The 21,861-nt window shown below is 44.2% G+C and carries 22 protein-coding genes; 18 read left to right on the forward strand and 4 right to left on the reverse strand.

What is annotated here, in order from left to right; translation table 11 throughout:
* Nucleotides 1–562: 562 nt before the first annotated feature.
* Both DW981_RS11895 and DW981_RS11900 read right to left on the reverse strand, forming a co-directional pair.
* A complete protein-coding gene (locus DW981_RS11895; protein WP_118507868.1) occupies nt 563–2,320 on the reverse strand; it encodes a 1-deoxy-D-xylulose-5-phosphate synthase in 1,758 nt (585 codons plus the stop codon).
* Complete coding sequence (locus DW981_RS11900; RefSeq protein ID WP_022024775.1) at nt 2,311–2,700, reverse strand: MerR family transcriptional regulator; 390 nt, start codon at nt 2,698–2,700, stop codon at nt 2,311–2,313. The genes DW981_RS11895 and DW981_RS11900 overlap by 10 nt, the downstream gene beginning before the upstream one ends.
* Nucleotides 2,701–2,992: 292 nt before the next feature.
* Between DW981_RS11900 and DW981_RS11905 the strand changes: the two genes are divergently transcribed.
* The 3 genes from DW981_RS11905 to DW981_RS11910 all read left to right on the forward strand — a co-directional run bounded on the left by DW981_RS11905 (nt 2,993) and on the right by DW981_RS11910 (nt 5,438).
* Nucleotides 2,993–4,141 carry a PLP-dependent aspartate aminotransferase family protein gene (locus DW981_RS11905; protein ID WP_118507869.1) on the forward strand — a complete coding sequence of 383 codons (1,149 nt, stop codon included), beginning with the start codon at nt 2,993–2,995 and terminating at the stop codon, nt 4,139–4,141.
* A 104-nt stretch (nt 4,142–4,245) separates the two neighbouring features.
* A complete protein-coding gene (locus DW981_RS16265; protein WP_347474572.1) occupies nt 4,246–4,566 on the forward strand; it encodes a hypothetical protein in 321 nt (106 codons plus the stop codon).
* Nucleotides 4,518–5,438: a PatB family C-S lyase gene (locus DW981_RS11910; protein WP_347474573.1), complete on the forward strand. Its 921-nt coding sequence runs from the start codon at nt 4,518–4,520 to the stop codon at nt 5,436–5,438. Before DW981_RS16265 ends, DW981_RS11910 begins: the two co-directional genes overlap by 49 nt.
* A 52-nt stretch (nt 5,439–5,490) precedes the next feature.
* On the opposite strand, the gene DW981_RS11915 is transcribed toward DW981_RS11910, so the two are convergent.
* Together DW981_RS11915 and DW981_RS15750 are read right to left on the reverse strand one after the other, a co-directional pair.
* Nucleotides 5,491–6,378 (reverse strand): DUF4143 domain-containing protein, encoded by an 888-nt coding sequence (locus tag DW981_RS11915; RefSeq protein ID WP_243034744.1) that lies wholly within the window; start codon nt 6,376–6,378, stop codon nt 5,491–5,493.
* Nucleotides 6,324–6,842: an AAA family ATPase gene (locus DW981_RS15750; RefSeq protein WP_243034745.1), complete on the reverse strand. Its 519-nt coding sequence runs from the start codon at nt 6,840–6,842 to the stop codon at nt 6,324–6,326. The genes DW981_RS11915 and DW981_RS15750 overlap by 55 nt, the downstream gene beginning before the upstream one ends.
* A 420-nt stretch (nt 6,843–7,262) precedes the next feature.
* On the opposite strand from DW981_RS15750, the gene DW981_RS11920 reads away from it, so the two are divergent.
* The 15 genes from DW981_RS11920 to DW981_RS11990 form a co-directional block, all read left to right on the forward strand.
* Nucleotides 7,263–8,135 (forward strand): radical SAM protein, encoded by an 873-nt coding sequence (locus DW981_RS11920; RefSeq protein WP_118507870.1) that lies wholly within the window; start codon nt 7,263–7,265, stop codon nt 8,133–8,135.
* A gap of 15 nt (nt 8,136–8,150) precedes the next feature.
* Nucleotides 8,151–8,519 carry a NifB/NifX family molybdenum-iron cluster-binding protein gene (locus tag DW981_RS11925; RefSeq protein ID WP_182434264.1) on the forward strand — a complete coding sequence of 123 codons (369 nt, stop codon included), beginning with the start codon at nt 8,151–8,153 and terminating at the stop codon, nt 8,517–8,519.
* Nucleotides 8,520–8,550: 31 nt separating this feature from the next.
* Nucleotides 8,551–9,399, forward strand: a complete 849-nt coding sequence (gene nifH, locus DW981_RS11930) for a nitrogenase iron protein (RefSeq protein WP_022024781.1) — start codon at nt 8,551–8,553, stop codon at nt 9,397–9,399.
* A 30-nt stretch (nt 9,400–9,429) separates the two neighbouring features.
* Nucleotides 9,430–10,428 carry a pyridoxal-phosphate dependent enzyme gene (locus DW981_RS11935; RefSeq protein WP_118507872.1) on the forward strand — a complete coding sequence of 333 codons (999 nt, stop codon included), beginning with the start codon at nt 9,430–9,432 and terminating at the stop codon, nt 10,426–10,428.
* Nucleotides 10,429–10,521: 93 nt separating this feature from the next.
* The gene (locus DW981_RS11940; RefSeq protein WP_118507873.1) at nt 10,522–10,944 is read left to right on the forward strand and encodes a NifB/NifX family molybdenum-iron cluster-binding protein; all 423 of its coding nucleotides are present in this window, start codon (nt 10,522–10,524) and stop codon (nt 10,942–10,944) included.
* Nucleotides 10,945–10,949: 5 nt separating this feature from the next.
* On the forward strand, nt 10,950–11,387 hold the full coding sequence (locus DW981_RS11945; RefSeq protein WP_022024784.1) for an Rrf2 family transcriptional regulator: 438 nt from the start codon (nt 10,950–10,952) through the stop codon (nt 11,385–11,387).
* Between the two features lie 106 nt (nt 11,388–11,493).
* Entirely contained in the window at nt 11,494–12,939 is a 1,446-nt protein-coding gene (locus DW981_RS11950) for a nitrogenase component 1 (protein ID WP_118507874.1), read from the forward strand.
* A gap of 18 nt (nt 12,940–12,957) precedes the next feature.
* Nucleotides 12,958–14,247, forward strand: a complete 1,290-nt coding sequence (locus DW981_RS11955) for a nitrogenase component 1 (RefSeq protein ID WP_118507875.1) — start codon at nt 12,958–12,960, stop codon at nt 14,245–14,247.
* A 456-nt stretch (nt 14,248–14,703) separates the two neighbouring features.
* Nucleotides 14,704–16,170 (forward strand): anthranilate synthase component I, encoded by a 1,467-nt coding sequence (trpE, locus tag DW981_RS11960; RefSeq protein ID WP_118507876.1) that lies wholly within the window; start codon nt 14,704–14,706, stop codon nt 16,168–16,170.
* Nucleotides 16,171–16,195: 25 nt separating this feature from the next.
* Nucleotides 16,196–16,762: an aminodeoxychorismate/anthranilate synthase component II gene (locus DW981_RS11965; RefSeq protein ID WP_022024788.1), complete on the forward strand. Its 567-nt coding sequence runs from the start codon at nt 16,196–16,198 to the stop codon at nt 16,760–16,762.
* Nucleotides 16,763–16,816: 54 nt separating this feature from the next.
* Nucleotides 16,817–17,815, forward strand: a complete 999-nt coding sequence (trpD, locus tag DW981_RS11970) for an anthranilate phosphoribosyltransferase (RefSeq protein ID WP_118507877.1) — start codon at nt 16,817–16,819, stop codon at nt 17,813–17,815.
* 99 nt (nt 17,816–17,914) lie between these two features.
* Complete coding sequence (gene trpCF / locus DW981_RS11975; protein ID WP_118507878.1) at nt 17,915–19,330, forward strand: bifunctional indole-3-glycerol-phosphate synthase TrpC/phosphoribosylanthranilate isomerase TrpF; 1,416 nt, start codon at nt 17,915–17,917, stop codon at nt 19,328–19,330.
* 103 nt (nt 19,331–19,433) lie between these two features.
* A complete protein-coding gene (trpB, locus tag DW981_RS11980; RefSeq protein WP_118507879.1) occupies nt 19,434–20,618 on the forward strand; it encodes a tryptophan synthase subunit beta in 1,185 nt (394 codons plus the stop codon).
* On the forward strand, nt 20,611–21,384 hold the full coding sequence (trpA, locus tag DW981_RS11985) for a tryptophan synthase subunit alpha (protein ID WP_118507880.1): 774 nt from the start codon (nt 20,611–20,613) through the stop codon (nt 21,382–21,384). The genes trpB and trpA overlap by 8 nt, the downstream gene beginning before the upstream one ends.
* A gap of 52 nt (nt 21,385–21,436) precedes the next feature.
* Nucleotides 21,437–21,861 (forward strand): hypothetical protein (locus tag DW981_RS11990; RefSeq protein WP_147352644.1); only part of this gene is annotated, 425 nt, incomplete at its 3' end.

Consider the following 21,861-nt stretch of genomic DNA (forward strand, 5'->3'; position numbering starts at 1 on the left):
TGATTTACATGCCCTTCGGAAACTCGAAGTCCCGGAAGCAAGGTATTCATCATTTTTGAAAGGGACTTTGCGCTCGTCGTTACTTATGTCTCGTATTTCAGAGACATTAAGTAACGTGACGTAGCGCATCGTAGCGAAAGCGTCCCGTCCAAAAATTGATGATACCTTGCTAAACCGGGACATCTCAAACACTCCTTCAGGCATGTATTCATCAGAGACTTAACAAAATAAGAAATCACGCAAAAACTCTGCGTTCTGCGGCAATTGTCTTAGTTTCTTGATGGCAGAATAATTTACTTTATTGGCTGCAAAATAGCTATTATTTTACTTACATAATAAGCAATAAGTGACCAGATGGCAGCTTCGGATGTGCGAAGTTTGAATATTTAATAGGAACTGCTGTTGTGTAGCGTGACATCGCCAAGAATTGCTTTAGCAATTCTTGCAAAGCAAAGCGCAGGCTTTGCTTTTTTAAGGAATAGGAAATTGCTCGTAATGTTACGTTATGCCACCAAGAATTGCTTTAGCAATTCTTGCAAAGCAAAGCGCAGGCTTTGCTTTTTTATGCTTCAAGTGCTTTGATATCTGCAACAATTTGTTCTGCGGTCAAATGATTCTCTTTGACAACCTCATTAGGGTCGTAGCGATCCAAAAATTCCTTTTTCAGTCCATAGTTCCGTACTTTGATGTTCGAAGTACCGTAGTATCTGGCAATCTTCTCGCCAAAACCGCCATCCAAAATGCCATCTTCGATGGTCAGAACGAGCTCATGATCTTCTTTGAGCTTATCCAACAATTCGGTATCGAGTCCGGTGATGTAGTATGGATTGATCACGGTTGCCTGAATGCCGGTTTCTGCTTCTAACTGAGCAGCAGCTTCGCAGGCAAGTCCGTAAAAGGTACCAAGACCAAGAATGGCAATTTTGGACCCTTTTTTGGTTACCTCATATTTGTTGAGCTTACTAAAATCTTTGGTGACCGGTGTGCCGGTGGATACCATAGCACCGCCCGGAAGCTTGATAGCAACAGGAAGTTCGGTCTGTTCTAGGCTCCAATCCAGCATGGCAATATAATCCTCTTTGGAGGTTGCTGCCAAATAAACAAGGTTTGGAATGTTTGCCATCATTGGAATGTCATACAAACCTAAATGTGTAACGTCATTCATGCCATAAACCGAACCGCAGAAAGTAACGATCGTTGCAGGACTGTTATTGATACATAAATCCTGAGAAATCTGGTCGTAGGTTCTCTGTACAAAGGTGCTGTAAACACCATAGACAGGTTTGCCGCCATTTGCAGCAATACCGGAGGCAAGAGCTACTGCGGTTTCTTCGGCAATGCCGACATCGACGAATTGCTTTCCGGCTTCTTTTCGTTTATCTTCTGTAAAACCAAGAATAGTAGGAGTTCCGGAAGTGATCGCTACAACGGCAGGATCTTTTTTCATCTTGTCTAACAGGTATTCTGCTGTAACAGAAGAATAATCTTCTTCCGCATCTTGGAACAGTGCCTCACCGGTTTTGATATCAAACGGCGCGCAGTAATGCCAGTTCTCTTTATGCTCCTCGGCTGGTGCGTATCCTTTACCTTTCAGTGTGTTGATATGGACAACAACCGGTTTATTGCTGTCTTTTACTTGGGAGAAGGCATCGATCAAAGAGGCTGTGTCATTGCCCTGATCAACGTAAACATAGTCTAATCCCATTGCACGGAATAAGTTGCATTCAGCCTGACCTTTCGTGTCGCGAAGCAGCTTGAGATTGCCGTAAAGACCGCCATGATTCTCGGCGATGGACATATCGTTATCGTTTACGACAATAATGAAGTTGCCGTCTAATTCTGCAGCATAATCTAATCCCTCTAAAGCTTCGCCACCGCTCAAAGAACCATCACCGATGACAGCGATCACGTTGCCGTCTTCGCCATTTAGATCTCTTGCTTTGGCAAGTCCACAGGCGAGGCTGACAGAAGTAGAGGTGTGACCGACGGTAAAGAAGTCGTGTTCACTTTCATTTGGATTGCTGTATCCGGACACGTCCTCAAAATGTTCTTCGTATAAATAAGCATCTTTACGTCCCGTCAACATTTTGTGCGGATAAGACTGATGTGATACATCGTATACGATCTTATCTTTTGGTGATTCGAAAACGTAATGGAGTGCGATCGTTGCCTCCACCATACCGAAGTTCGGCCCGAAATGACCGCCGTGTTTGCTTAAACGGTTTAATAATGCAGCGCGCATTTCGTCTGCCAAAGTATTTAACTGTTCTACGGATAATTTCTTTACATCTTGTGGTCCATTAATCTGTTCTAAGTACATGAATTTTCCTCCCATGATAATTTTCCTGTTTTGACTGCAACTTCGTAGCGGGAAATTTTATAATCCAGTTTACTTATTGCAGCTTGTAATTGTTTCTGTTGTTCTTCTAAATTGCGTCTCTGTTCCTGCAGCAGTTCGAGACGCGCACTGAAAGTCTGGTCGCCCTGTTGATACAGTTCGACATATTCAATCAATGCTTCTACCGGCAGCCCGGCGCTGCGCATACAGATGACAAGCTCGACCCAGCTCAAATCAGATTCTTGATAATCTCGGATGCCGCTTGCCGTTCGCGTTACTTTCGGAATCATGCCGACACGTTCATAGTAACGCAGAGTATCCTGTGAAATGTTATATTTTTGACTCACTTCTTTGATGGTCACGGTAGGTCACCTCCTGCTTCTTAGTGTAACACTTGGAGTAGACTCCAAGTCAACCCTTATTTTATTTTAATAGGAACTGCTGTTGTGTAGTGTGACATCATCGCAAAGCGCGGATTTGCTTTCTTTGGTAATAGGAAAAAACTATAACACATAAAAAATAATTCCAATAGGTAAAATAGGAAATAGCAATTGACAGTGTAAGAGGGAGTCTTTATAATAATGCCTACAGGTTTACTAGGAAATAAACGGCGCCTGACAGCCAAGATTTTGTGTGGAGAAAGGATTATGCTATATGGAAAGAGAAATTGAGACAAAATGTTTGCATTTAGAGGAAGACGAAGGTAAAACAGATCATTTTGGTGCGATCAGTTACCCTATTTATCAGACAGCGACGTATGCACATCCGGGAGTAGGACAAAGCACCGGGTACGATTACAGTCGTTTGCAGAATCCAACCAGAGAACATTTAGAGAAAATGGTGGCTTCTTTGGAAGGCGGAATTGATGCGTTGGCACTTTCGAGTGGAATGGCGGCAATATCATTGCTGATGGAGCTGTTCAAGCCGGAAGATCATATTATCGCTGATTCGGATCTGTATGGAGGATGCATTCGTTTGTTTCAAAACGTCTCGGATAAGAACGGCATACAATTTTCAAATATTGATTGCTGCAGAGAAGATATTGAATCGTATATTACAGAACAGACGAAAGCAATCTATATTGAAACACCGACTAACCCAATGATGAATGTAACGGATATAGCGGCAACAGCAGAAATCGCACACAAGCACGGTTTGTTGTTGATCGTGGATAATACATTTTTATCGCCATATTTCCAGAATCCGCTGAAACTTGGTGCAGATGTTGTAGTACATAGTGGTACGAAGTATTTGGGAGGACACAATGACACGCTTGCGGGATTTTTGGTAACCGGTCGAGAGGACATTAGCGAAAAACTTCGCTTTTTGATCAAGACAACGGGAGCGGGACTAGCACCTTTTGATAGCTGGTTGATCCTGCGAGGTATTAAAACATTGGGGATTCGCATGGAACGTGCCGCTGATAATGCTTTGAAAATTGCCAAATGGCTGACGGCGCAGGATGTTGTTACGAAAGTGATTTATCCGGGACTGCCGGATCATCCGGGCTATGAGATCATGAAAAAACAGGCGCGTGGTTTTGGTGCAATGTTGACATTTCAATTGAAGGATAAAGAAAGTGCGCTGTCTGTATTAGAAAAGGTTCGTATGATCCGTTTTGCAGAGAGCCTTGGTGGAGTGGAGACGTTGATCACCTATCCAGCGACACAAACGCATGCAGATGTTCCACAGGAAATTCGAGAAAAGAATGGAATTACAGATGCGACACTTCGTTTGTCGGTGGGGATTGAGAACGTCAAAGACCTGTTGGCAGAACTGGAAAGCGTGTTTGCTTCTTTATAAAATAGTGTGTTTATTTACTAGTGGTATATTTGGCTGAAAATGCAGGATGATTATAGAATAGATTGCTAGCAAATGCAGCATGGCGATAGAAAGGATTGATAGCAATGGCAGAAAGAAATTTGAATTTTGACGCGGTAGTCAATCGTAAAAATACCGATTGCTTAAAATATGATTTTGCAAAACGAAGAGGTATGCCGGAAGATGTGCTCCCGTTGTGGGTGGCAGATATGGATTTTAAGACGTCTTCTTATATTGAGGACGCGGTGATAGAGCGCACGAAGCATGGCATATTTGGCTACAGTGAAGTGCAGACCCCTTATTTTGAGACGGTTCGGTCTTGGATGAAAAAACATCACGACTGGGACATTCAGGAAAAATGGCTTATCAAACGCCGGGCGTTGTTTTTGCGCTGGCAATGGCGGTAAAGGCGTATTCTGAGCCGGGAGATGCCGTGATGCTGCAGCAGCCGGTGTATTATCCGTTTTCGGAGGTGATCGCCGACAATGGTAGAAAGGTGGTCAGCAACGACCTGTACAAAGGTGATGACAACCGTTATCACATAGATCTGGAGGATTTTGAACGTAAGATCGTAGATAACGACGTTAAGCTGTTCCTGCTTTGCAATCCGCATAATCCGGTGGGGCGTGTGTGGACGAAGGAAGAGCTTACCGCGATGGGAGATATTTTGGTAAAACATCATGTTACGGTTGTGAGTGATGAGATTCATGAGGACTTCGTATTTCGTGGAAAGCATCAGGTGTTTGCGGCGATCAAGGAAGAATTTGCGCAGATCAGCGTGACCTGCACGGCGCCGAGCAAAACGTTTAATATTGCCAGTATGATGATCTCGAATATCTTTATCCCAAATAGAGAGTTAAAGGCAAAGTTCCGGGCGCAGCTTGATGCGGCAGGAATTAGTCAGCTTAATGTACTGGGGTTGGTTGCGTGCGAGGCGGCATATGCACACGGAGAAGAGTGGTATGAGGCAATGCACTCATATGTTGCCGACAATATTGCCTTTACAAAGGAATATGTTGAAACGCAGCTTCCGGGCGTGTCTATGGTAGACCATGAGGGGACTTATCTGGTCTGGCTGGATTTCCGCGAAACCGGCTTGAGCGTGGATGAGCTGGAGGATCTGATCGTACACCGGGCAAAATTATGGCTCGACAGTGGTAAGATCTTTGGCGACTGCGGCAAAGGGTTTCAGCGCATCAATGTAGCATGTCCGCGTGCAACGTTACAAGAGGCACTTGACCGTATTAAGACGGCACTGCAGGAGAGTGAGGCGCAGTAATGGCTTGTATCGAGCACTGCGTCTCATAGATGATCCCTATTAAATCGGTATCTTACACAAGCATTGTCATGTATATAGGAATATACAATATGTTATCTTTTTGCATAAGATCTTTCGTATAAATAATATATCTGTCCTGCATTTTCAATTGATACTTTTTTACGAAGTAATCAAATGATTTGTGCGAGGTGTAGGAGGAAGACTTCACCTCGATGGGACAGATTTTTTTATTCTTAACGGTCAAGAAATCGATCTCGTATTTTTTCTCATTACTCTCATCAGAAGGTGTATAGCGATATTCATGAAAATATAGGTCGTGTCCAGATGCTTTCAGCATTTGTGCTACCATATTTTCAATGATCATTCCCTGATTGATACCAAGTTTCCCAAAAATCAGAGATTTGTAGATATTTTCATCTACGTTGTCCTGGCTTTTCATAATCTGCGTTACTAACAGTCCGGTATCGCCCATATAAAGCTTAAAATTGCTTCGATCAGCAAAGAGTTCCAAGGCGATTTCGGGTTTTGTAACATGGATACATTCATTGCCGATCATGGATTCCGCCACAAAATTTACAGCATTGATATAATTCTGATAACGCGCATTTTTGTCAATCAATGAAAATTTAAAATGCGAATTTTTGTTTTCCAGTTGCTCTGGAATCGTACGAAAAATGATGGAAGCTCGCTGATTGTTTTCGGAATCGTATTTGTATAGATCCTCTTCGTACAAACTCAAAATATTACGTTTTACGAAATCAATCTGTGTGAAATCTTTGCCGGCAATATAGGCATCTACAGCCTGAGGCATTCCGCCAACTACCATATAAGTGCGGAATTTGTTCATGAGCTGTCGATGGATGCTGTCACCGAGTGGTTTGCGTTTTATGAAAGCGTCCTTGATTGCTTCATAGGAAACGGTATCATCGGTTGCCCACAAAATTCTTCGAAATCCATAGGATACATTTTAAGTTTGTATTCTTCGGATGGAATCAGAATGTTTTGGACATTTTTATGAATAGAGATCAAAGAGCCGGTTTCGATATATTCATACCTTCCATCCTGTACTAAATATTTTATGGCCTGTCTTGCCCATGGAAACAACTGCACTTCGTCAAAGATAATGACGCAGTTTTTGCCATGGAGTGATCGCCCTTTAAGCAGAAATAAATTGCGGAAAAAGGTATCAAGGTCATTGATATTATTTATAAAGTTGTCTTTTATGTCTGTACTTTCGCGTGCAAAGTCCAATAACATATAATCATCATATTCTGCTTTCGCAAATTCTTCTACAATGGTACTTTTTCCGATTCGTCTTGCACCCTCGATCAACAGAGCGGATGAACCGGCCGATATTTCTTTCCATTTTAAAAGCTTTTGGTATAATTTTCGTTTAAATAACATGATGGGTTCCTTTCTACAGTGCATTAGTCGCTTAAATCACCATTTTATAAGCTTTATTGTAATATAGTTTTCCACAAATAACAACCTGTATTCACGAAAATAAGAAAAGTTTTTGTGTGAATATTCACGAAAATGAGAAATGTTTTACTCTGAATATTCACGAAAATGAGAAATGTTTTACTCTGAATATTCACGAAAATAAGAAATGTTTATTTCTAATTCTTCACGAAAATGAAAAAGTTACATGACATATTCTGCGAAATATGACGATGCAGAATGTCAATGACAAATTTTTAACAAATTGTTGATAATTCCTATTGACAATATAGGAAAAGGTGACTATAATTGCAAATATCATAAATTGATAAAACCTATCGAAAAACTATGAATACAAAGAGCGCAATGGAAAGGGGGAGCAACGTGAGTAATACATATCATGATCTGCAACAATCCCATCCCTGCTTTGGGGGGCATAAAAATAATGTGGGACGCATTCATTTGCCGGTGAGTCCAGGGTGTAACATTGCTTGTCGTTTCTGTGATCGTGTTATAAACGATGTAGAGGAAAGACCTGGTGTCACATCGAAAGTGATCACACCTACAGAAAGTTTAGAGATCCTGGATAAGGCATTGAGGATTTGTCCGGAGATTACCGTGGCTGGTATTGCGGGACCGGGAGATACATTAGCCTCTGACTATGCGCTGAAGACGTTTCGCGGTGTCAAAGAACGATTCCCACAGCTTATTAAATGTATGAGCACCAATGGATTGCTTTTGGAAGAGAAAGCAGAAGAAGTGATCGAAATAGGAATTGATTCCCTGACAGTAACTGTTAATGCAGTGGATCCGGAGATCGAAGCTAAGCTAAATAAATACATTATTTATCATGGTAAACGTTATGATGGTGTAGAGGGCGCAGAAATCCTCATTAAAAATCAGTTGGCGGGCATACGAAAAGTTGCGTCTGCCGGGATTACCATAAAGGTCAATACGGTGTTGGTGCCGGACATCAACGGAGATCATATTGCAAAGATCGCTAAGACGGTAAAAGAGGCCGGCGCAAAAATATATAATATCATACCGTTGATCCCACAGTATGAATTGGCGGATCAGACAGCACCGACCTGTAGTCAGATCGATGCGGCGAGAACAACGGCTTCCCAATATATTGACGTATTTAGACATTGCCAGCACTGCCGGGCGGATGCAGTTGGAGTTCCGGGCAGATCAGAATACGGAGATCAGATTTATCAAAGAAAACTGCGTGTGCGGGAAACATTTTCACATGGTTAGGAAAGGATGATGTCGATGCAAAATGATAGGAAGATCCGCGTGGCAGTGGCATCTTCGGATGGCATTGTGGTTAACAGTCATTTTGGAAGAGCACGTGATTTTTATATCTACGAGGTGTCCGAAAATGAGGACACCGTACTTTTGGAAAAGCGTGAGCTCGTACCGATCTGTGAGGCCGGTAATCATGATGAGGGAAGATTACAGGATAATGTAAAACGTTTATCGGACTGTGATTATGTAGCAGTGAGCCGTATTGGTATGGGTGCACTGCGGGTTATGAATGAGTATGGAATAGCTGCAATGGAATTGCCGGGGGAGATTGAAGATTCCCTGCATCGCATTGTGGTATATGACCAAATACAAGGATTAATGACAACAAGGTAGGATCCTGGATAGGATAGGAATGGAGGAGACAATGGCAGAATTGAGACAGATTGCAATTTATGGCAAAGGTGGAATTGGAAAGTCTACAACAACACAGAACCTGACTGCAGGACTTGTAGAACACGGTAAGAAAGTAATGGTTGTTGGCTGTGATCCGAAGGCTGATTCTACAAGATTACTACTGGGCGGTCTGGCGCAAAAGACGGTTTTGGATACGATCCGTGATGAGGGAGAAGATGTCGAATTAGATAAGATCGTGCGTGAGGGCTACGGCGGCACGCGATGCGTTGAATCCGGTGGACCGGAACCGGGTGTAGGCTGTGCAGGACGAGGTATTATCACATCGATCAACATGTTGGAAAATCTCGGAGCCTATACGGATGATCTGGATTATGTATTTTATGATGTTTTAGGAGACGTTGTCTGCGGTGGATTTGCAATGCCGATCCGCGAGGGCAAAGCAAAGGAAATATATATTGTGGCAAGTGGCGAGATGATGGCGCTGTATGCAGCTAACAACATTGCCAAGGGTATCAAACGTTATGCGCGTACCGGTGGCGTCAGACTGGGCGGTATTATCTGCAACAGCAGAAATGTAGATCGCGAGCTGGATCTTTTACGTGCTTTTGCAAAGGAATTGGGAACGCAGTTGTTGTATTTCGTGCCGCGTGACAATATCGTACAGCGAGCTGAGATCAACAAAAAGACGGTGATCGAATATAAGCCGGATTCCAATCAGGCGCAGGAGTACCGCAATTTAGCAGAAGCTGTCATTAATAATACAAAATTTGACATTCCAACGCCGATGACGCAGGAACGCTTAGAGGAAATTCTACTGGAATTTGGTTTGATGGATTCTGCGGACGATTATCATATTTGATCAGAGCAATAGAGAAAGGATGGACATTGCATGGGAAAGATTTATAGATCAATTACAGAATTAGTTGGAAAAACACCGTTGTTGGAGCTGGCAAATTATGAAAAGAAACATGATCTTCCGGCAAAGCTTCTTGTAAAATTGGAGTATTTCAACCCGAATCAGAGCATTAAGGACCGCGCTGCATTAAACATGATCGAGGAAGCGGAGAAAAAAGGCTTGATCAAGCCGGGAGATACTTTGGTAGAGACAACGAGTGGAAATACCGGAATCGGTCTGGCAGCGATCGCAGCAACCAAAGGATATAAATTCCGTGTATACATACAGGATCAGGTTAGTGCGGAACGTTTTCAGGTGATCAAGGCGTTTGGCGCGGAAGTTATCAAATTGTCGGAAGAACCGGTTATCGTGGAAACAATGGAAAAGACGGGTGGGGATTTTATTGCTGCTGTAGCGGCACTGAGAGATCAAGTATTGGCGAAAGAGGAAGGCATCTTTTTCGTTGATCAGCTTTCTAACCCGGCCAATCCGGCAGTCCATGAATCAACGACCGGTCCGGAAATCTGGGAAGATACCAATGGTAACGTTGATATTCTGGTGGCAAGTGTAGGTACCGGCGGAACCGTTTCAGGAACCGGTAAGTATCTGAAGTCTAAAAATCCGGACTTGTATGTAGTGGCATTGCAGCCAGGTAAAAATTCATTGCCAAGCCCTGAAAACCCGGCGCCGGAAGAGATTATGGGTGTGCATCCGTTTGCCGGAGTGCCGAGAGAAATGGTACCGGAGATCATGGATATGGACATTTATGATGAACGCTATGATGTGGAGACGCCGGATGCATACCGTGTGACACGCGAAGTTGCTAAAACAGATGGAATTCTGGTTGGAACATCATCCGGTGCAGCAATCTTTGCGGCAACGGAGATAGCCAAACGACCGGAAAATGCCGGCAAAAATATTGTTGTTATCCTGCCGGATACAGGGCTTCGTTACCTGTCTACGAATTTGTTTAATGAAGACTTTGAGGTATAGACAGGAAACCTATTGTTTAACCAAAGTTTTGAGGTATAGACAGGAAACCAAGCAGCAACGCAAATTGGCAGATCATAAGGCTGGAGGAACAGCATGGGAAAATATTTGATTGCAGTTGCTACTTCAGATGGGGTGCATGTCGACACACCTTTTGGAGAAGCAGAGCGTTTTGAAGTATACGAAATTACAAAGGATGCATATTGCAAACTGGAAGAGAGAACGGTAGTGCAGCATGATGAAGGTGTCCTGAAAGATGGACAGGACGCAGATCTGCGATCACAGGCCAATGACACAGAGCATTGCGGATGTGATGCCGGTGGTCATTCCTGTGAAGGCAGTAATGACCGTGTAGAGTGTGTCGCGGACTGTACCTTTGTCGTATGCAGCAAGATTGGTTTTCATATGCAGAAGTTGCTTGCAAAGCATGCTGTAACTGCGTTTGACGTGGAGTGCACTATTGATGAAGCTCTTCACAAAATAGGGTGTTATTTAGCAAGACAAAGAAAGGCTTGGTGACGAAGATGAAAATATCCACAAAAGGACGATATGCGATCAAGCTAATGCTCGATCTGGCGCTTTACAGCAAGGGGCAGCCGGTAAAGATCAAGGAAATCGCAAAAAGACAGGGGATTTCCGAAAAATATCTGGAGCAGATCGTGGCGACGCTCAATAAAGCTGCCCTTGTGAAAAGCATTCGCGGTTCTCACGGTGGGTATATGTTGAGTGAGCCGCCGAGAAATTATACTGTGGGACGCATTCTGCGTACTATGGAGGGAAATCTATCCCCGACAGACTGTGTTGGTGCCAATGGTTGGCCTTGTGAAAATAAGGCAACCTGTGTCAGCTTGATCATTTGGCAGAAATTAGACGAGGCGATCAATGGTGTGTTAGAGGGTATGACTCTGGAAGATTTGGTGGAATGGCAGCAAAATCTATGGACGGATCAATATGTGATCTAGCAGCAAAATCTATGGACGGATCAATATGTGATCTGGCAGATCAGATCATCAATAACAACAAATCGTAAATCATTGACGCATTGCGAGAAAGGAATGAAAGATTGTTATGGCGAAAAAGCAGTATTCCGGTGTGAGAGAAAGTAAACCGGGCAGAATTAATGATTTAGGAACGACGGGAAAAGAAGTCGAGGAGCAGTTTCGAAAAGGCTGTTTGAAAAAAGCAGACCGAACGTTTGCGCAGGGATTGCAGTGCCAGCAGATCAATAGTATGGCGGCATTGATGTCTTTGGAAGACTCTGTATTTATTTCGCACTCCCCGCAGGGATGTGTTGGCTGTTCGATCATGGCAGTGGATATGTTCCGTGTCGGTCAGGCGCACCGCGGCATTAAAAATATCCGCAATCCACGCATTATCGTATCAAATGTGGATCAGAAAAGCGTCGTGTTTGGCGGTGAACAGAAACTTCGCGAGGCAGTGAAAAAGGCAGTGGAACGTTATCATCCGAAGCTTGCCTTTATCTATGCTTCCTGTGCCTCCGGTATTATTGGAGATGATATCGATGCGATCGCATATGATCTGCAGGAAGAGTATCCGGACACCGTTCTGGTGCCGATCCATTGTGAGGGCTTTAAGTCCAAGATCTGTGCTTCCGGTTTTGACGCAGCATTTTTAGCGATCAATAAGTATATTCTCAAGAAAGAGAGTGTGCCGAAAGAAAAAGGATTAGTAAATCTGTTTGCGCCGACAACGGTTAGCTATGCTGATCAGAAAGAGATGGAGCGTATGCTGCACAATATTGGCGTGGAGGTAAATTACATACCATTTTATAGTTCTCTGGAGAAGATCAAGCGCATTCCGGCAGCCGAGGCATCTACTTCAATCTGTAAAGTATTTGCAGATGAATTTATGAAAACATTATGGGAAGATTATGAGATCCCATATTCGCATACGGTGATGCCGATCGGTATCCGTAATACCGAAAAATGGTACCGTGGTATTGCAAAAGTGCTGGGCAAGGAAGAGGAAGTCGAAGAGATCATTGCGAAAGAGCGAGAGCGTATCATGCCGCTTGTTCAGAAACTTCGTGACAGACTGCAAGGTAAGCGGGTATTTATCTGTGGCGGTACCGGGCGATCTTTTGCGGCAGCAGCTTTGATCGATGATTTTGGCATGGAATTGGTGGGATTAGAGACACCAACCTATGATGAAGATGCACAGACAGATATCGAATATCTCAATGGCATTCATAAAGACTTCGTCGTTGATATTGCCAATATGCAGCCATTCGAGCAGGTCAATCTTGTGAATAAATTAAAACCGGATGCTTTTATTGGTGTTCCGGACTGGGCGGCTAAGCTTGGCATTCCGACTACACATGTATTGGACGGTAAGCGTCCGACGATGGGATATGACGGTCTGATCTATCTTGGCAACAAAATTGCAGATCAGCTGCAAAATCCGGGATTTAATGTAAAGTTAGCACAACATAGTAAATTACCATATAAGGATTCGTGGTATGAGCAGGATGCATTTAAGTATATCAAGAAATAAAGAAAGGCAGGAAAAGATATGTCACAGGTTACAGAAAATCCAAAAGGCGGCTGTGTTTTAGCAGGCATTAATTCTGTATTAGGAGCGATCGACCGTGTGTGTCCGATCTATCATTCAGGACCGGGCTGCTGTATGCAGACTACAGCAGCAGATCAAGGGCAGTCCGGACACAAATCTTCTCGTTTTGTGTCATTTGTATCACTGCCTTCTACCAATATGTTGGAAAAAGAAGTTGTTTTTGGCGGTACTGAAAAACTGCGCACAACTGTTCAGGGGGCTATTGATATTATTGATGCGGATGCATATTTCGTATTGACGGGATGTACCGCAGGAATTATCGGTGATGACATTGTCAGCGTTACAGAAGAATTTCAAGATAAGGGGTATTCCGTATATCCGATCGAGACGCCGGGCTTTGTCGGAGACAGCAATCTCGGCTATGAAACGGTTTGGACGACGATGATCAATCAGGTGATAGAAGAAGATGTGCCGAAAGATGATAAATTGGTTAATATTTTCGGGATCATCCCGTATCATGATCCGTTTTGGAGCGGTGCGCTTGAGGAGATCGATCGTATTTTATCTGCGTTAGGTCTTAAGGTGAATACGTTCTTTACAAAGCATCAGGGTATTGAAACGATCCGCAAATGTTCCGGTGCAGCACTAAACATCATCATCAATCCATGGCTGTTTAAGGGACCGGCCAAAAAGATGGAACAAAAATTTGGTATTCCAAGCATCCGCGTTCCAGGCTTATTTGTCGGGGCAACCGACACGACAAAATTTGTCAGACAGGTAGCAGAGGCAATGCACTTGGATCAAGAGATCGTGGATAAAGTGATCGCTGCGGAAGAAGAATATGTTTATGATTATTTAGCGCAGTCTGTCGGAGTGGTTAGCTGGAAGCGTTTTGCGGTTGTGGCAGATGCTAACAACGCTGTGGGTATCACCAGATATCTGGCAAATGATTTTAGTTTTACGCCGGTGCTTGTCATCGTGTCAGAACCACTGTTCCGTCAAGAGGATAAGGATCGCATTGTGGCACAGATTGAGGATTTGGAATATGCGAAACCGCCAAAGGTGATCTTTGCATCCGATCAGTATGAGATCAATCAGGCACTGCGGGAAGAGGAAGAAGAGATCACGCTGTTGATCGGCAGCAGCAATGAACGTGAGGTGGCATTGGAAAAGGATATTCAATTTATTCTGGCAGCCTTTCCGATGAATGAACGTTTGGTGTTTAACCGTACGTATGCAGGTTATCGGGGCAGCCTGACATTCACGGAGGATCTGTACGACAATCTGTAATTCTGTTTTTTGATGAAGAAGGAGTTTGATCTTCTGAAAAAGAAATTTTCTCAATCAGAAAAGAAGATAGTTGACAAATCCTACAAAAGGAGTATACTATTGTTAATTTCATAATAATAAACCGTTGAAGCGGAGATAAAAATGAAAGAGGCGCTTACAGAGAGCGGGGATGCTGAGAAACCGCAGAGAGCTGTTCATTAAATGGACCGCAGAGGGCATGGTCAAAAGCTGGTGATCCGGCTGAGTATTCCATGACGTAAGGCATGCGTCAGTTGCCGGGAATATGTTGGTATTTCGCAAAGAGCGTGAGGTCTCACGAAACAAGGTGGCACCGCGGGTAAAAGATTAACCGTCCTTGTTAGCATTTATATGCTAAACAAGGACTTTTTTTGTTTTATATATGCAAAAAATGCTCCGCTATTAAGAAACTCTTTGCTTGAAACGAAGGAGGTTTTCATGACAACACTGGAACAGGCAAAACAGATGGCAGACGGCTACAAAGTTGTGCCGATCAGCCGGGAGATCCTTTCGGATACCGTGACACCGATGGAAGTGTTACGCATCCTAAAAGGCGTGAGCAAACATTGCTACATGTTAGAAAGCGTAGAAAATCAGGAAGTATGGGGAAGATACACATTTTTGGGATATGATCCGAAATTAGAGATCACCTGTATGAACGGTGAAATGTGTATACGTGAAAGTGGGAGCGAAGAAGGAGCAAAAGAGCCGGTAGCTCATCCGGGAGCAAAGATCAAAGAGATCTTGAAAGAATACACCAGTCCAAAAGTAAAAGATCTTCCAAGCTTTACCGGAGGATTGGTCGGATACTTTTCTTATGATTATGTTAAGTACAGCGAACCAAAGCTTAATTTGGACGCCGACGATCAGGAAGGGTTTAAGGATGTCGACCTTATGTTGTTTGACAAGGTGATCGCTTTTGATAATCTTCGTCAAAAGATATACATTATCGCCAATGCAAGGACAGAGAATCTGGAACAGGAATATGACAGATGTCTCGCAGAAATTGAAGAGATCGTGGATCTTATAGAGCATGGCACACCGGCACAGATCACGCCGGGGAAGATCACATCAGATTTTCGCCCACTCTTTTCGGAGCAGGAATATTGCGCGATGGTTGAGAAAGCGAAGCATTATATTTACGAGGGAGATATTTTTCAGGTAGTGCTTTCCAATCGTTTGGAAGCCGATTATGAGGGAAGTTTGTTCAATGCGTATCGTATGCTGCGCACGATCAATCCATCCCCATATATGTTTTATTTTAGCAGCGATGACATTGAAGTGGCGGGTGCTTCGCCAGAGACGTTAGTGAAACTGGAAGATGGCGTGCTGCATACATTTCCGCTTGCCGGAACAAGACCCCGCGGCAAAGATGCCGCAGAAGATGAGCGACTTAAAACAGAGCTGCTTGGTGATGAAAAAGAGCGCGCGGAGCACAATATGCTGGTAGATCTTGGCAGAAATGATCTTGGCAAAGTAAGTAAGTATGGCAGCGTAGAAGTGGAAGATTATATGGCGGTGCTGCAATATTCACATGTTATGCATATAGGATCGACCGTGCGGGGTGAGATCAGAGATGACAAAGACAGCTTAGATGCAGTGGATGCAGTGTTACCGGCAGGAACCTTATCGGGCGCACCAAAGATCCGTGCGATGGAGATCATTAATGAATTAGAGAACAATAAGCGTGGCATTTATGGCGGAGCCATTGGTTATGTTGATTTTACCGGCAATCTTGACACTTGTATTGCAATCCGTACCGTGTTTAAGAAAAACGACAAGATCTTTGTCAGATCCGGAGCCGGTATCGTGGCAGACAGTGTACCGGAAAATGAGTATCATGAGTGCATCAACAAAGCGAAAGCAGTAATGGATGCAGTAGATAAAGCACAGGGCTTAGCATAATGGCAGTGCAGTAAGGAGGAGCCATATGATTTTATTGATTGATAATTACGATAGTTTTTCTTATAACCTTGTGCAGCTGGTTGGAACGATCGCCCCGGATATCCGTGTGATCCGTAACGATGAGATGACGGTAGAGCAGATCGAACAATTGGCACCGACACACATCATAGTGTCGCCGGGACCGGGACGTCCTTCTAAGGCAGGTGTCTGTGAAGAGGTTATCAAATATTTTAACGGCAAAGTACCGATCCTTGGCGTATGTCTGGGACATCAGGCAATCTGTGAGGTGTACGGAGCGACCATAACATATGCCAAGAAATTGATGCATGGCAAGATGTCGGTGGCAGCGCTTGACACCGAATGCCCGGTTTTTGCAGGGATTGGAGAGACGGCAGAGGTCGCAAGATATCATTCGCTGATCGCTCAGAAAGAGACGATACCGGAATGCTTGCAGGTCATTGCTACGACGGACGATGGAGAAGTCATGGGCGTGAAACATAAAGAGGCACCAACGTACGGACTGCAGTTTCATCCGGAGTCGATCTTGACACCCAAAGGAATTGATATGTTAAAGAATTTTTTGAAACAGTAACAGGAAACAATACAGCAAAGTTTGTAAATAACGAGAAAGGAATGAGTGATCACTATGATTAAAGAGGCAATTAGCACATTAGTAGCAGGTGAGGATCTTACACCGGAGACAATGAAGCAGGTAATGGAAGAGATCATGACAGGTGAAGCAACCGATGCACAGAAAGCATCATTCCTAACAGCACTTGCCATCAAGGGTGAGACAATTGAAGAGATTACAGAGGCAGCCAAAGTTATGAGAAGTCATTGTGCTCCGTTTGACAATGATATGGATACGTTAGAAATTGTTGGTACCGGTGGAGACAGATCCAACACGATCAACATTTCTACACTGGCAGCATTGATCACGAGCGCAGCAGGCATCAAGACAACCAAACATGGTAACCGTGCAGCCTCCAGCAAATGTGGGACAGCAGATTGCCTCGAGGCGCTTGGCGTAAAGATTGATGGAGATGCAGAGGAGAGCTTACAGTCTCTTCGTGACAACAATTTCTGTTTCTTATTTGCGCAGAAGTATCATCCGGCAATGCGCTTTGTTGGTGCAGTTCGCCGCGAGATCGGTATCCGCACAATGTTTAATATTTTGGGACCGCTTGCAAATCCGGCAAAAGCCAATATGCAGTTGATGGGCGTATACGATGAAAACTTGGTAGAACCATTGGCGCATGTATTAGTTAATCTCGGTGTGAAACGTACGATGGTTGTCTATGGAATGGATTGTATTGATGAGATATCCCTTAGTGCACCGACGAAAGTATGCGAATATCGAGATGGCGAGTACAAAACTTATGAGATCACGCCGGAGCAGTTTGGTTTCACATGTTGCGAAAAGAGCGATCTCGTTGGTGGAGAACCACAGGAAAATGCACAGATCGTGCGAGATATTCTTGGCGGAGCCAAAGGACCGAAAACAGATGTTGTATTGTTAAATGCAGGTGCAGCGATTTATACAGCAACGGAGGGAATTACCTTTGAAGAAGGCATTGCCAAAGCCAAAGAGGTGCTTGAGAGCGGCGCAGCATTAGAGCAGTTACAGAAACTTACCGCCAAATAATCTGTCGACAATGTTTTTTGTGTGAAATGTTGCGATAGGAGTTGCATAGATACGATACTGCGTGTAAAATCGTGAGCGGACAGAAATAGGAGGACTTGCGTGAATATATTAGAAGAGATTGCTGCTAAGACAAGAGTAAGAGTGGCAGAAAATCAACAGAAAATAACGCTTGCGCAGATGAAAGAGCAGGCGCAGGCACTTAACGCTGATACCGGATTTCCGATGGAACAGGCACTTAAGGCTGAGGGGATATCCTTTATCTGTGAGGTGAAGAAAGCATCCCCATCCAAGGGTCTTATCGCAGAAGATTTTCCGTACCGGGAGATTGCGGCAGATTATGAAGAAGGTGGTGCAGCAGCGATTTCCGTGCTGACCGAACCCTATTATTTTCAGGGGAGCAATGAGTATTTGAAGGCGGTGCGTCAAACTGTTAGTATTCCGATACTGCGCAAGGATTTCACGGTTGATGAGTATATGATCTATGAGGCTAAGGTGATCGGCGCCGATGCGGTGCTTTTGATCTGTGCGATCCTTTCGGATGAAGAACTCTTACATTTTCGGGAGGTTGCGGATTCGCTAGGGCTGACATCTATCGTGGAAGCGCATGATGAGGAAGAAGTTCATCGTGCGATCAAGGCGGGAGCACGTGTGATCGGAGTAAATAACCGCGATCTTCGCAATTTCACAGTTGATATTCATAACAGCGTGCGGCTTCGCGCACAGGTGCCGAAGGATATTATATTTATTTCAGAAAGTGGTATCAAGACGGCACAGGATATTAAAGAATTGGAGCGCAACGCGGTAGATGGTGTGCTGATCGGAGAGACGCTGATGCGTGCTAAAGACCGTGTTCAGGCATTGCTGCAGCTCAAGATTCACTTGAAAATATGCGGTCTGCGCAGACCGGAAGATGTTGCTTATGCCAATGAAGTGCAGCCGGATTTTGCCGGGTTTGTGTTTGCACCGAGTAAACGGCAGGTGACCCGAGAGGAAGCGGCAGAGCTTGTCGAACAACTGGATCCGCGCATTCATACAGTAGGCGTGTTCGTCGATCAGCCGGTGGACTTTATTGCAGAGCCTTTGGCGGCAGGGGTGATCGAATATGCACAGCTGCATGGCAGCGAAGATGCGGCGTATATTGAAGCACTTAGAAAACGCACTGCGCTGCTTGGCAAAACGGCAAAGATCATAAAGACGGTGAAAGTTGGATCCGCTGCAGATTTGGAGAATATCTCCGAGATAGACTGTGAGTATTTGTTGTTAGATGCGTGGTCTAAGGAAGGCGAAGCAGCGGGCGGCAATGGACGCACGTTTGACTGGTCGCTGATCAAAGCGCTGGAGAAACCATTTTTCTTGGCAGGGGGGCTCACAGTGGATAATGTGCAGCAGGCGGTCAGAATGACTTCGCCGCATGGTATTGATGCCAGCAGCTGTATGGAGACAGAGGACTGCAAAGACCTTAATAAAATGAAAGCATTTGCGCAGGCGGTACGAGTGACCGAAATGAACAATTAGTTACGATTTAGGCAGTACGAGTGACCGAAACGAACAATTAGTTACGATTTAGGCGGTACGAGTGACCGAAACGCATAATTAGTTACGATTTAGGAGGATTACAATGAGTAAAGGAAGATTTGGACAGCATGGCGGGCAGTATATTCCCGAGACGCTGATGAATGAGATTCACCATTTGGAAGAGGCATATGAGCATTACAAAAACGATCCGGAGTTTGTCGAAGAGTTGGATACGCTCCTTCGGGAATATGCAGGCAGACCGTCACTTCTTTATTATGCAGAAAAGATGACGAGAGATCTGGGCGGTGCCAAGATTTACTTTAAGCGTGAAGATTTGAATCATACAGGATCTCATAAGATCAACAACGTGCTCGGCCAGGCGCTGCTTGCTAAGAAGATGGGCAAGACACGTATTATCGCAGAGACGGGAGCCGGGCAGCATGGCGTGGCAGCAGCAACGGCGGCAGCATTGTTAGATCTGGATTGTGAGATCTTTATGGGTAAAGAAGATACGATCCGTCAGGCATTGAATGTATATCGTATGGAACTGTTGGGTGCCAAAGTGCATCCGGTAGAGAGTGGCACGATGACGCTTAAGGATGCCGTTAATGAATGTATGAGAGAGTGGGTCAGCCGTGTGGATGATACCCTGTATGTGCTTGGCTCGGTTATGGGACCGCATCCGTTTCCAACGATCGTGCGTGATTTCCAGAGCGTGATCAGTAAGGAAGCGAGAGCGCAGATATTGGAAAAAGAAGGAAAACTGCCGGATGTCGTTATGGCATGCGTTGGTGGTGGAAGTAATTCCATGGGTATGTTCTATGAATTTATCGGTGATGAATCGGTACGTTTGATCGGTTGTGAAGCAGCAGGTCTTGGTGTTGATACGGATCGGACCGCTGCGACGATGGCAACCGGAACCGAGGGAATCTTCCATGGTATGAAATCCTACTTCTGCCAGGATGAATTTGGACAGATCGCGCCGGTGTATTCAATCTCAGCCGGTCTTGATTATCCGGGTGTGGGGCCGGAACATGCATATCTCAAAGACATTGGAAGAGCGGAATATGTTCCGGTAACTGATGAAGAAGCCGTGAATGCCTTTGAGTACATTGCCAAAGAAGAGGGCATTATCGCAGCGATTGAGAGTTCGCATGCGGTAGCACACCTGATGAAGATCGCACCGACGATGAGCAAAGATCAGATCATTATCTGCTGCCTGTCCGGCCGCGGAGACAAAGACGTAGCAGCAATTGCCAGATATAGGGGGATTGATTTACATGAATAGAATACAAAACGCATTTGATAACAAAAAAGCATTTATTGGATTTATTACAGCAGGAGATCCCAGTCTGGACAAGACCGAGGAGTTTATTTTGGAAATGGAAAAAGCGGGTGCAGCACTTGTAGAGATCGGAATTCCATTTTCGGACCCGATCGCAGAGGGCCCGGTTATACAGGAAGCCAATCTTCGCGCGTTGAGCGCAGGATGCACGACAGATAAGATCTTTGATATGGTAGCAAAACTTCGGAAAAAGACACAGATCCCGTTAGCATTTATGGCATATGCAAATTCACTGTACAAATATGGATATGACCGTTTTTGCAAGAGATGTGCAGAAGTAGGGATCGATGGCTTGATCATTCCGGATATGCCTTTTGAAGAAAAAGGCGAACTGCAGGAATTTACTGGAAAATATGATTTGAAGTTGATCTCTCTGATCGCACCGACCTCACAGGAGCGTATTCAGATGATCGCCAAAGAGGCAGAAGGATTCATCTATGTAGTCTCTTCGCTCGGAGTAACCGGTGTGCGTGACACGATCACGACCGATGTAGGACAGATCGTTGATATGATCCGTCAGGTAACCGATGTGCCGACAGCAGTAGGTTTCGGGATTAATAAGCCGGAGCAGGTTCATCAGTATACACAGATTGCAGATGGAGCCATTGTCGGCAGTGCGATTGTTCGCATTGTGGCACAATACGGAGAGCAGGCAGGGCCAAAGATTTACGAGTATGTATCGGAAATGGTCGGAGGTCTGGCAGAGTAATCGTGTCTGATCGAGTTTGAATAGTATCCGTAAGTCTGGGGAACCTTATAAAATGGGGTTTCCCGTTTTTGTGCTTGCAGAAAATGGAAAGGGAATGTTTATTTCACATATTAATTTTGATTTTTTAATAGAAATTAAGTTTGATTGCAGCGTTCATAGTTGCAATAAGAGGCAAGAATTATATAACGAAGTAAATAATTATATATTCGATATAATAAATCGGTATTTATATCTTGTATGTAAGTGTAGCCCTGAATTGGATAATCCATCAAAGGCTCCAGATTTTGATGTGATGCAGTTAATGAGGGCAAAATTAAAGGACGTTATTGATAATATTGATAAGTATGTAAATGAAGACTTCTGTTTAAATAGCATTCGGTTATTACGAGTAAATGGTCTTCAGCATGTAGAAGAGGATATGGAATATTTTAAATTCATGGAATTTGAATTTAAAAACAAAATATTGAAAAGTACAAG

This window comes from Clostridium sp. AM49-4BH, from assembly GCF_003478335.1.
GTDB lineage: Bacteria > Bacillota > Clostridia > Lachnospirales > Lachnospiraceae > Butyribacter.

Bases quoted from the DNA above. Each gene is read 5' to 3' on its own strand.
- nifH (WP_022024781.1), top strand. From the start codon at position 8,551: ATGGCAGAATTGAGACAGATTGCAATTTATGGCAAAGGTGGAATTGGA.
- DW981_RS11945 (WP_022024784.1), top strand. From the start codon at position 10,950: ATGAAAATATCCACAAAAGGACGATATGCGATCAAGCTAATGCTCGAT.
- DW981_RS11905 (WP_118507869.1), top strand. From the start codon at position 2,993: ATGGAAAGAGAAATTGAGACAAAATGTTTGCATTTAGAGGAAGACGAA.
- DW981_RS11940 (WP_118507873.1), top strand. From the start codon at position 10,522: ATGGGAAAATATTTGATTGCAGTTGCTACTTCAGATGGGGTGCATGTC.
- DW981_RS11965 (WP_022024788.1), top strand. From the start codon at position 16,196: ATGATTTTATTGATTGATAATTACGATAGTTTTTCTTATAACCTTGTG.
- trpB (WP_118507879.1), top strand. From the start codon at position 19,434: ATGAGTAAAGGAAGATTTGGACAGCATGGCGGGCAGTATATTCCCGAG.
- DW981_RS11910 (WP_347474573.1), top strand. From the start codon at position 4,518: ATGGCTTATCAAACGCCGGGCGTTGTTTTTGCGCTGGCAATGGCGGTA.
- trpD (WP_118507877.1), top strand. From the start codon at position 16,817: ATGATTAAAGAGGCAATTAGCACATTAGTAGCAGGTGAGGATCTTACA.
- trpA (WP_118507880.1), top strand. From the start codon at position 20,611: ATGAATAGAATACAAAACGCATTTGATAACAAAAAAGCATTTATTGGA.
- DW981_RS11925 (WP_182434264.1), top strand. From the start codon at position 8,151: ATGCAAAATGATAGGAAGATCCGCGTGGCAGTGGCATCTTCGGATGGC.
- DW981_RS16265 (WP_347474572.1), top strand. From the start codon at position 4,246: ATGGCAGAAAGAAATTTGAATTTTGACGCGGTAGTCAATCGTAAAAAT.
- DW981_RS15750 (WP_243034745.1), bottom strand. From the start codon at position 6,842: ATGTTATTTAAACGAAAATTATACCAAAAGCTTTTAAAATGGAAAGAA.
- trpE (WP_118507876.1), top strand. From the start codon at position 14,704: ATGACAACACTGGAACAGGCAAAACAGATGGCAGACGGCTACAAAGTT.
- DW981_RS11935 (WP_118507872.1), top strand. From the start codon at position 9,430: ATGGGAAAGATTTATAGATCAATTACAGAATTAGTTGGAAAAACACCG.
- DW981_RS11950 (WP_118507874.1), top strand. From the start codon at position 11,494: ATGGCGAAAAAGCAGTATTCCGGTGTGAGAGAAAGTAAACCGGGCAGA.
- DW981_RS11895 (WP_118507868.1), bottom strand. From the start codon at position 2,320: ATGTACTTAGAACAGATTAATGGACCACAAGATGTAAAGAAATTATCC.
- DW981_RS11955 (WP_118507875.1), top strand. From the start codon at position 12,958: ATGTCACAGGTTACAGAAAATCCAAAAGGCGGCTGTGTTTTAGCAGGC.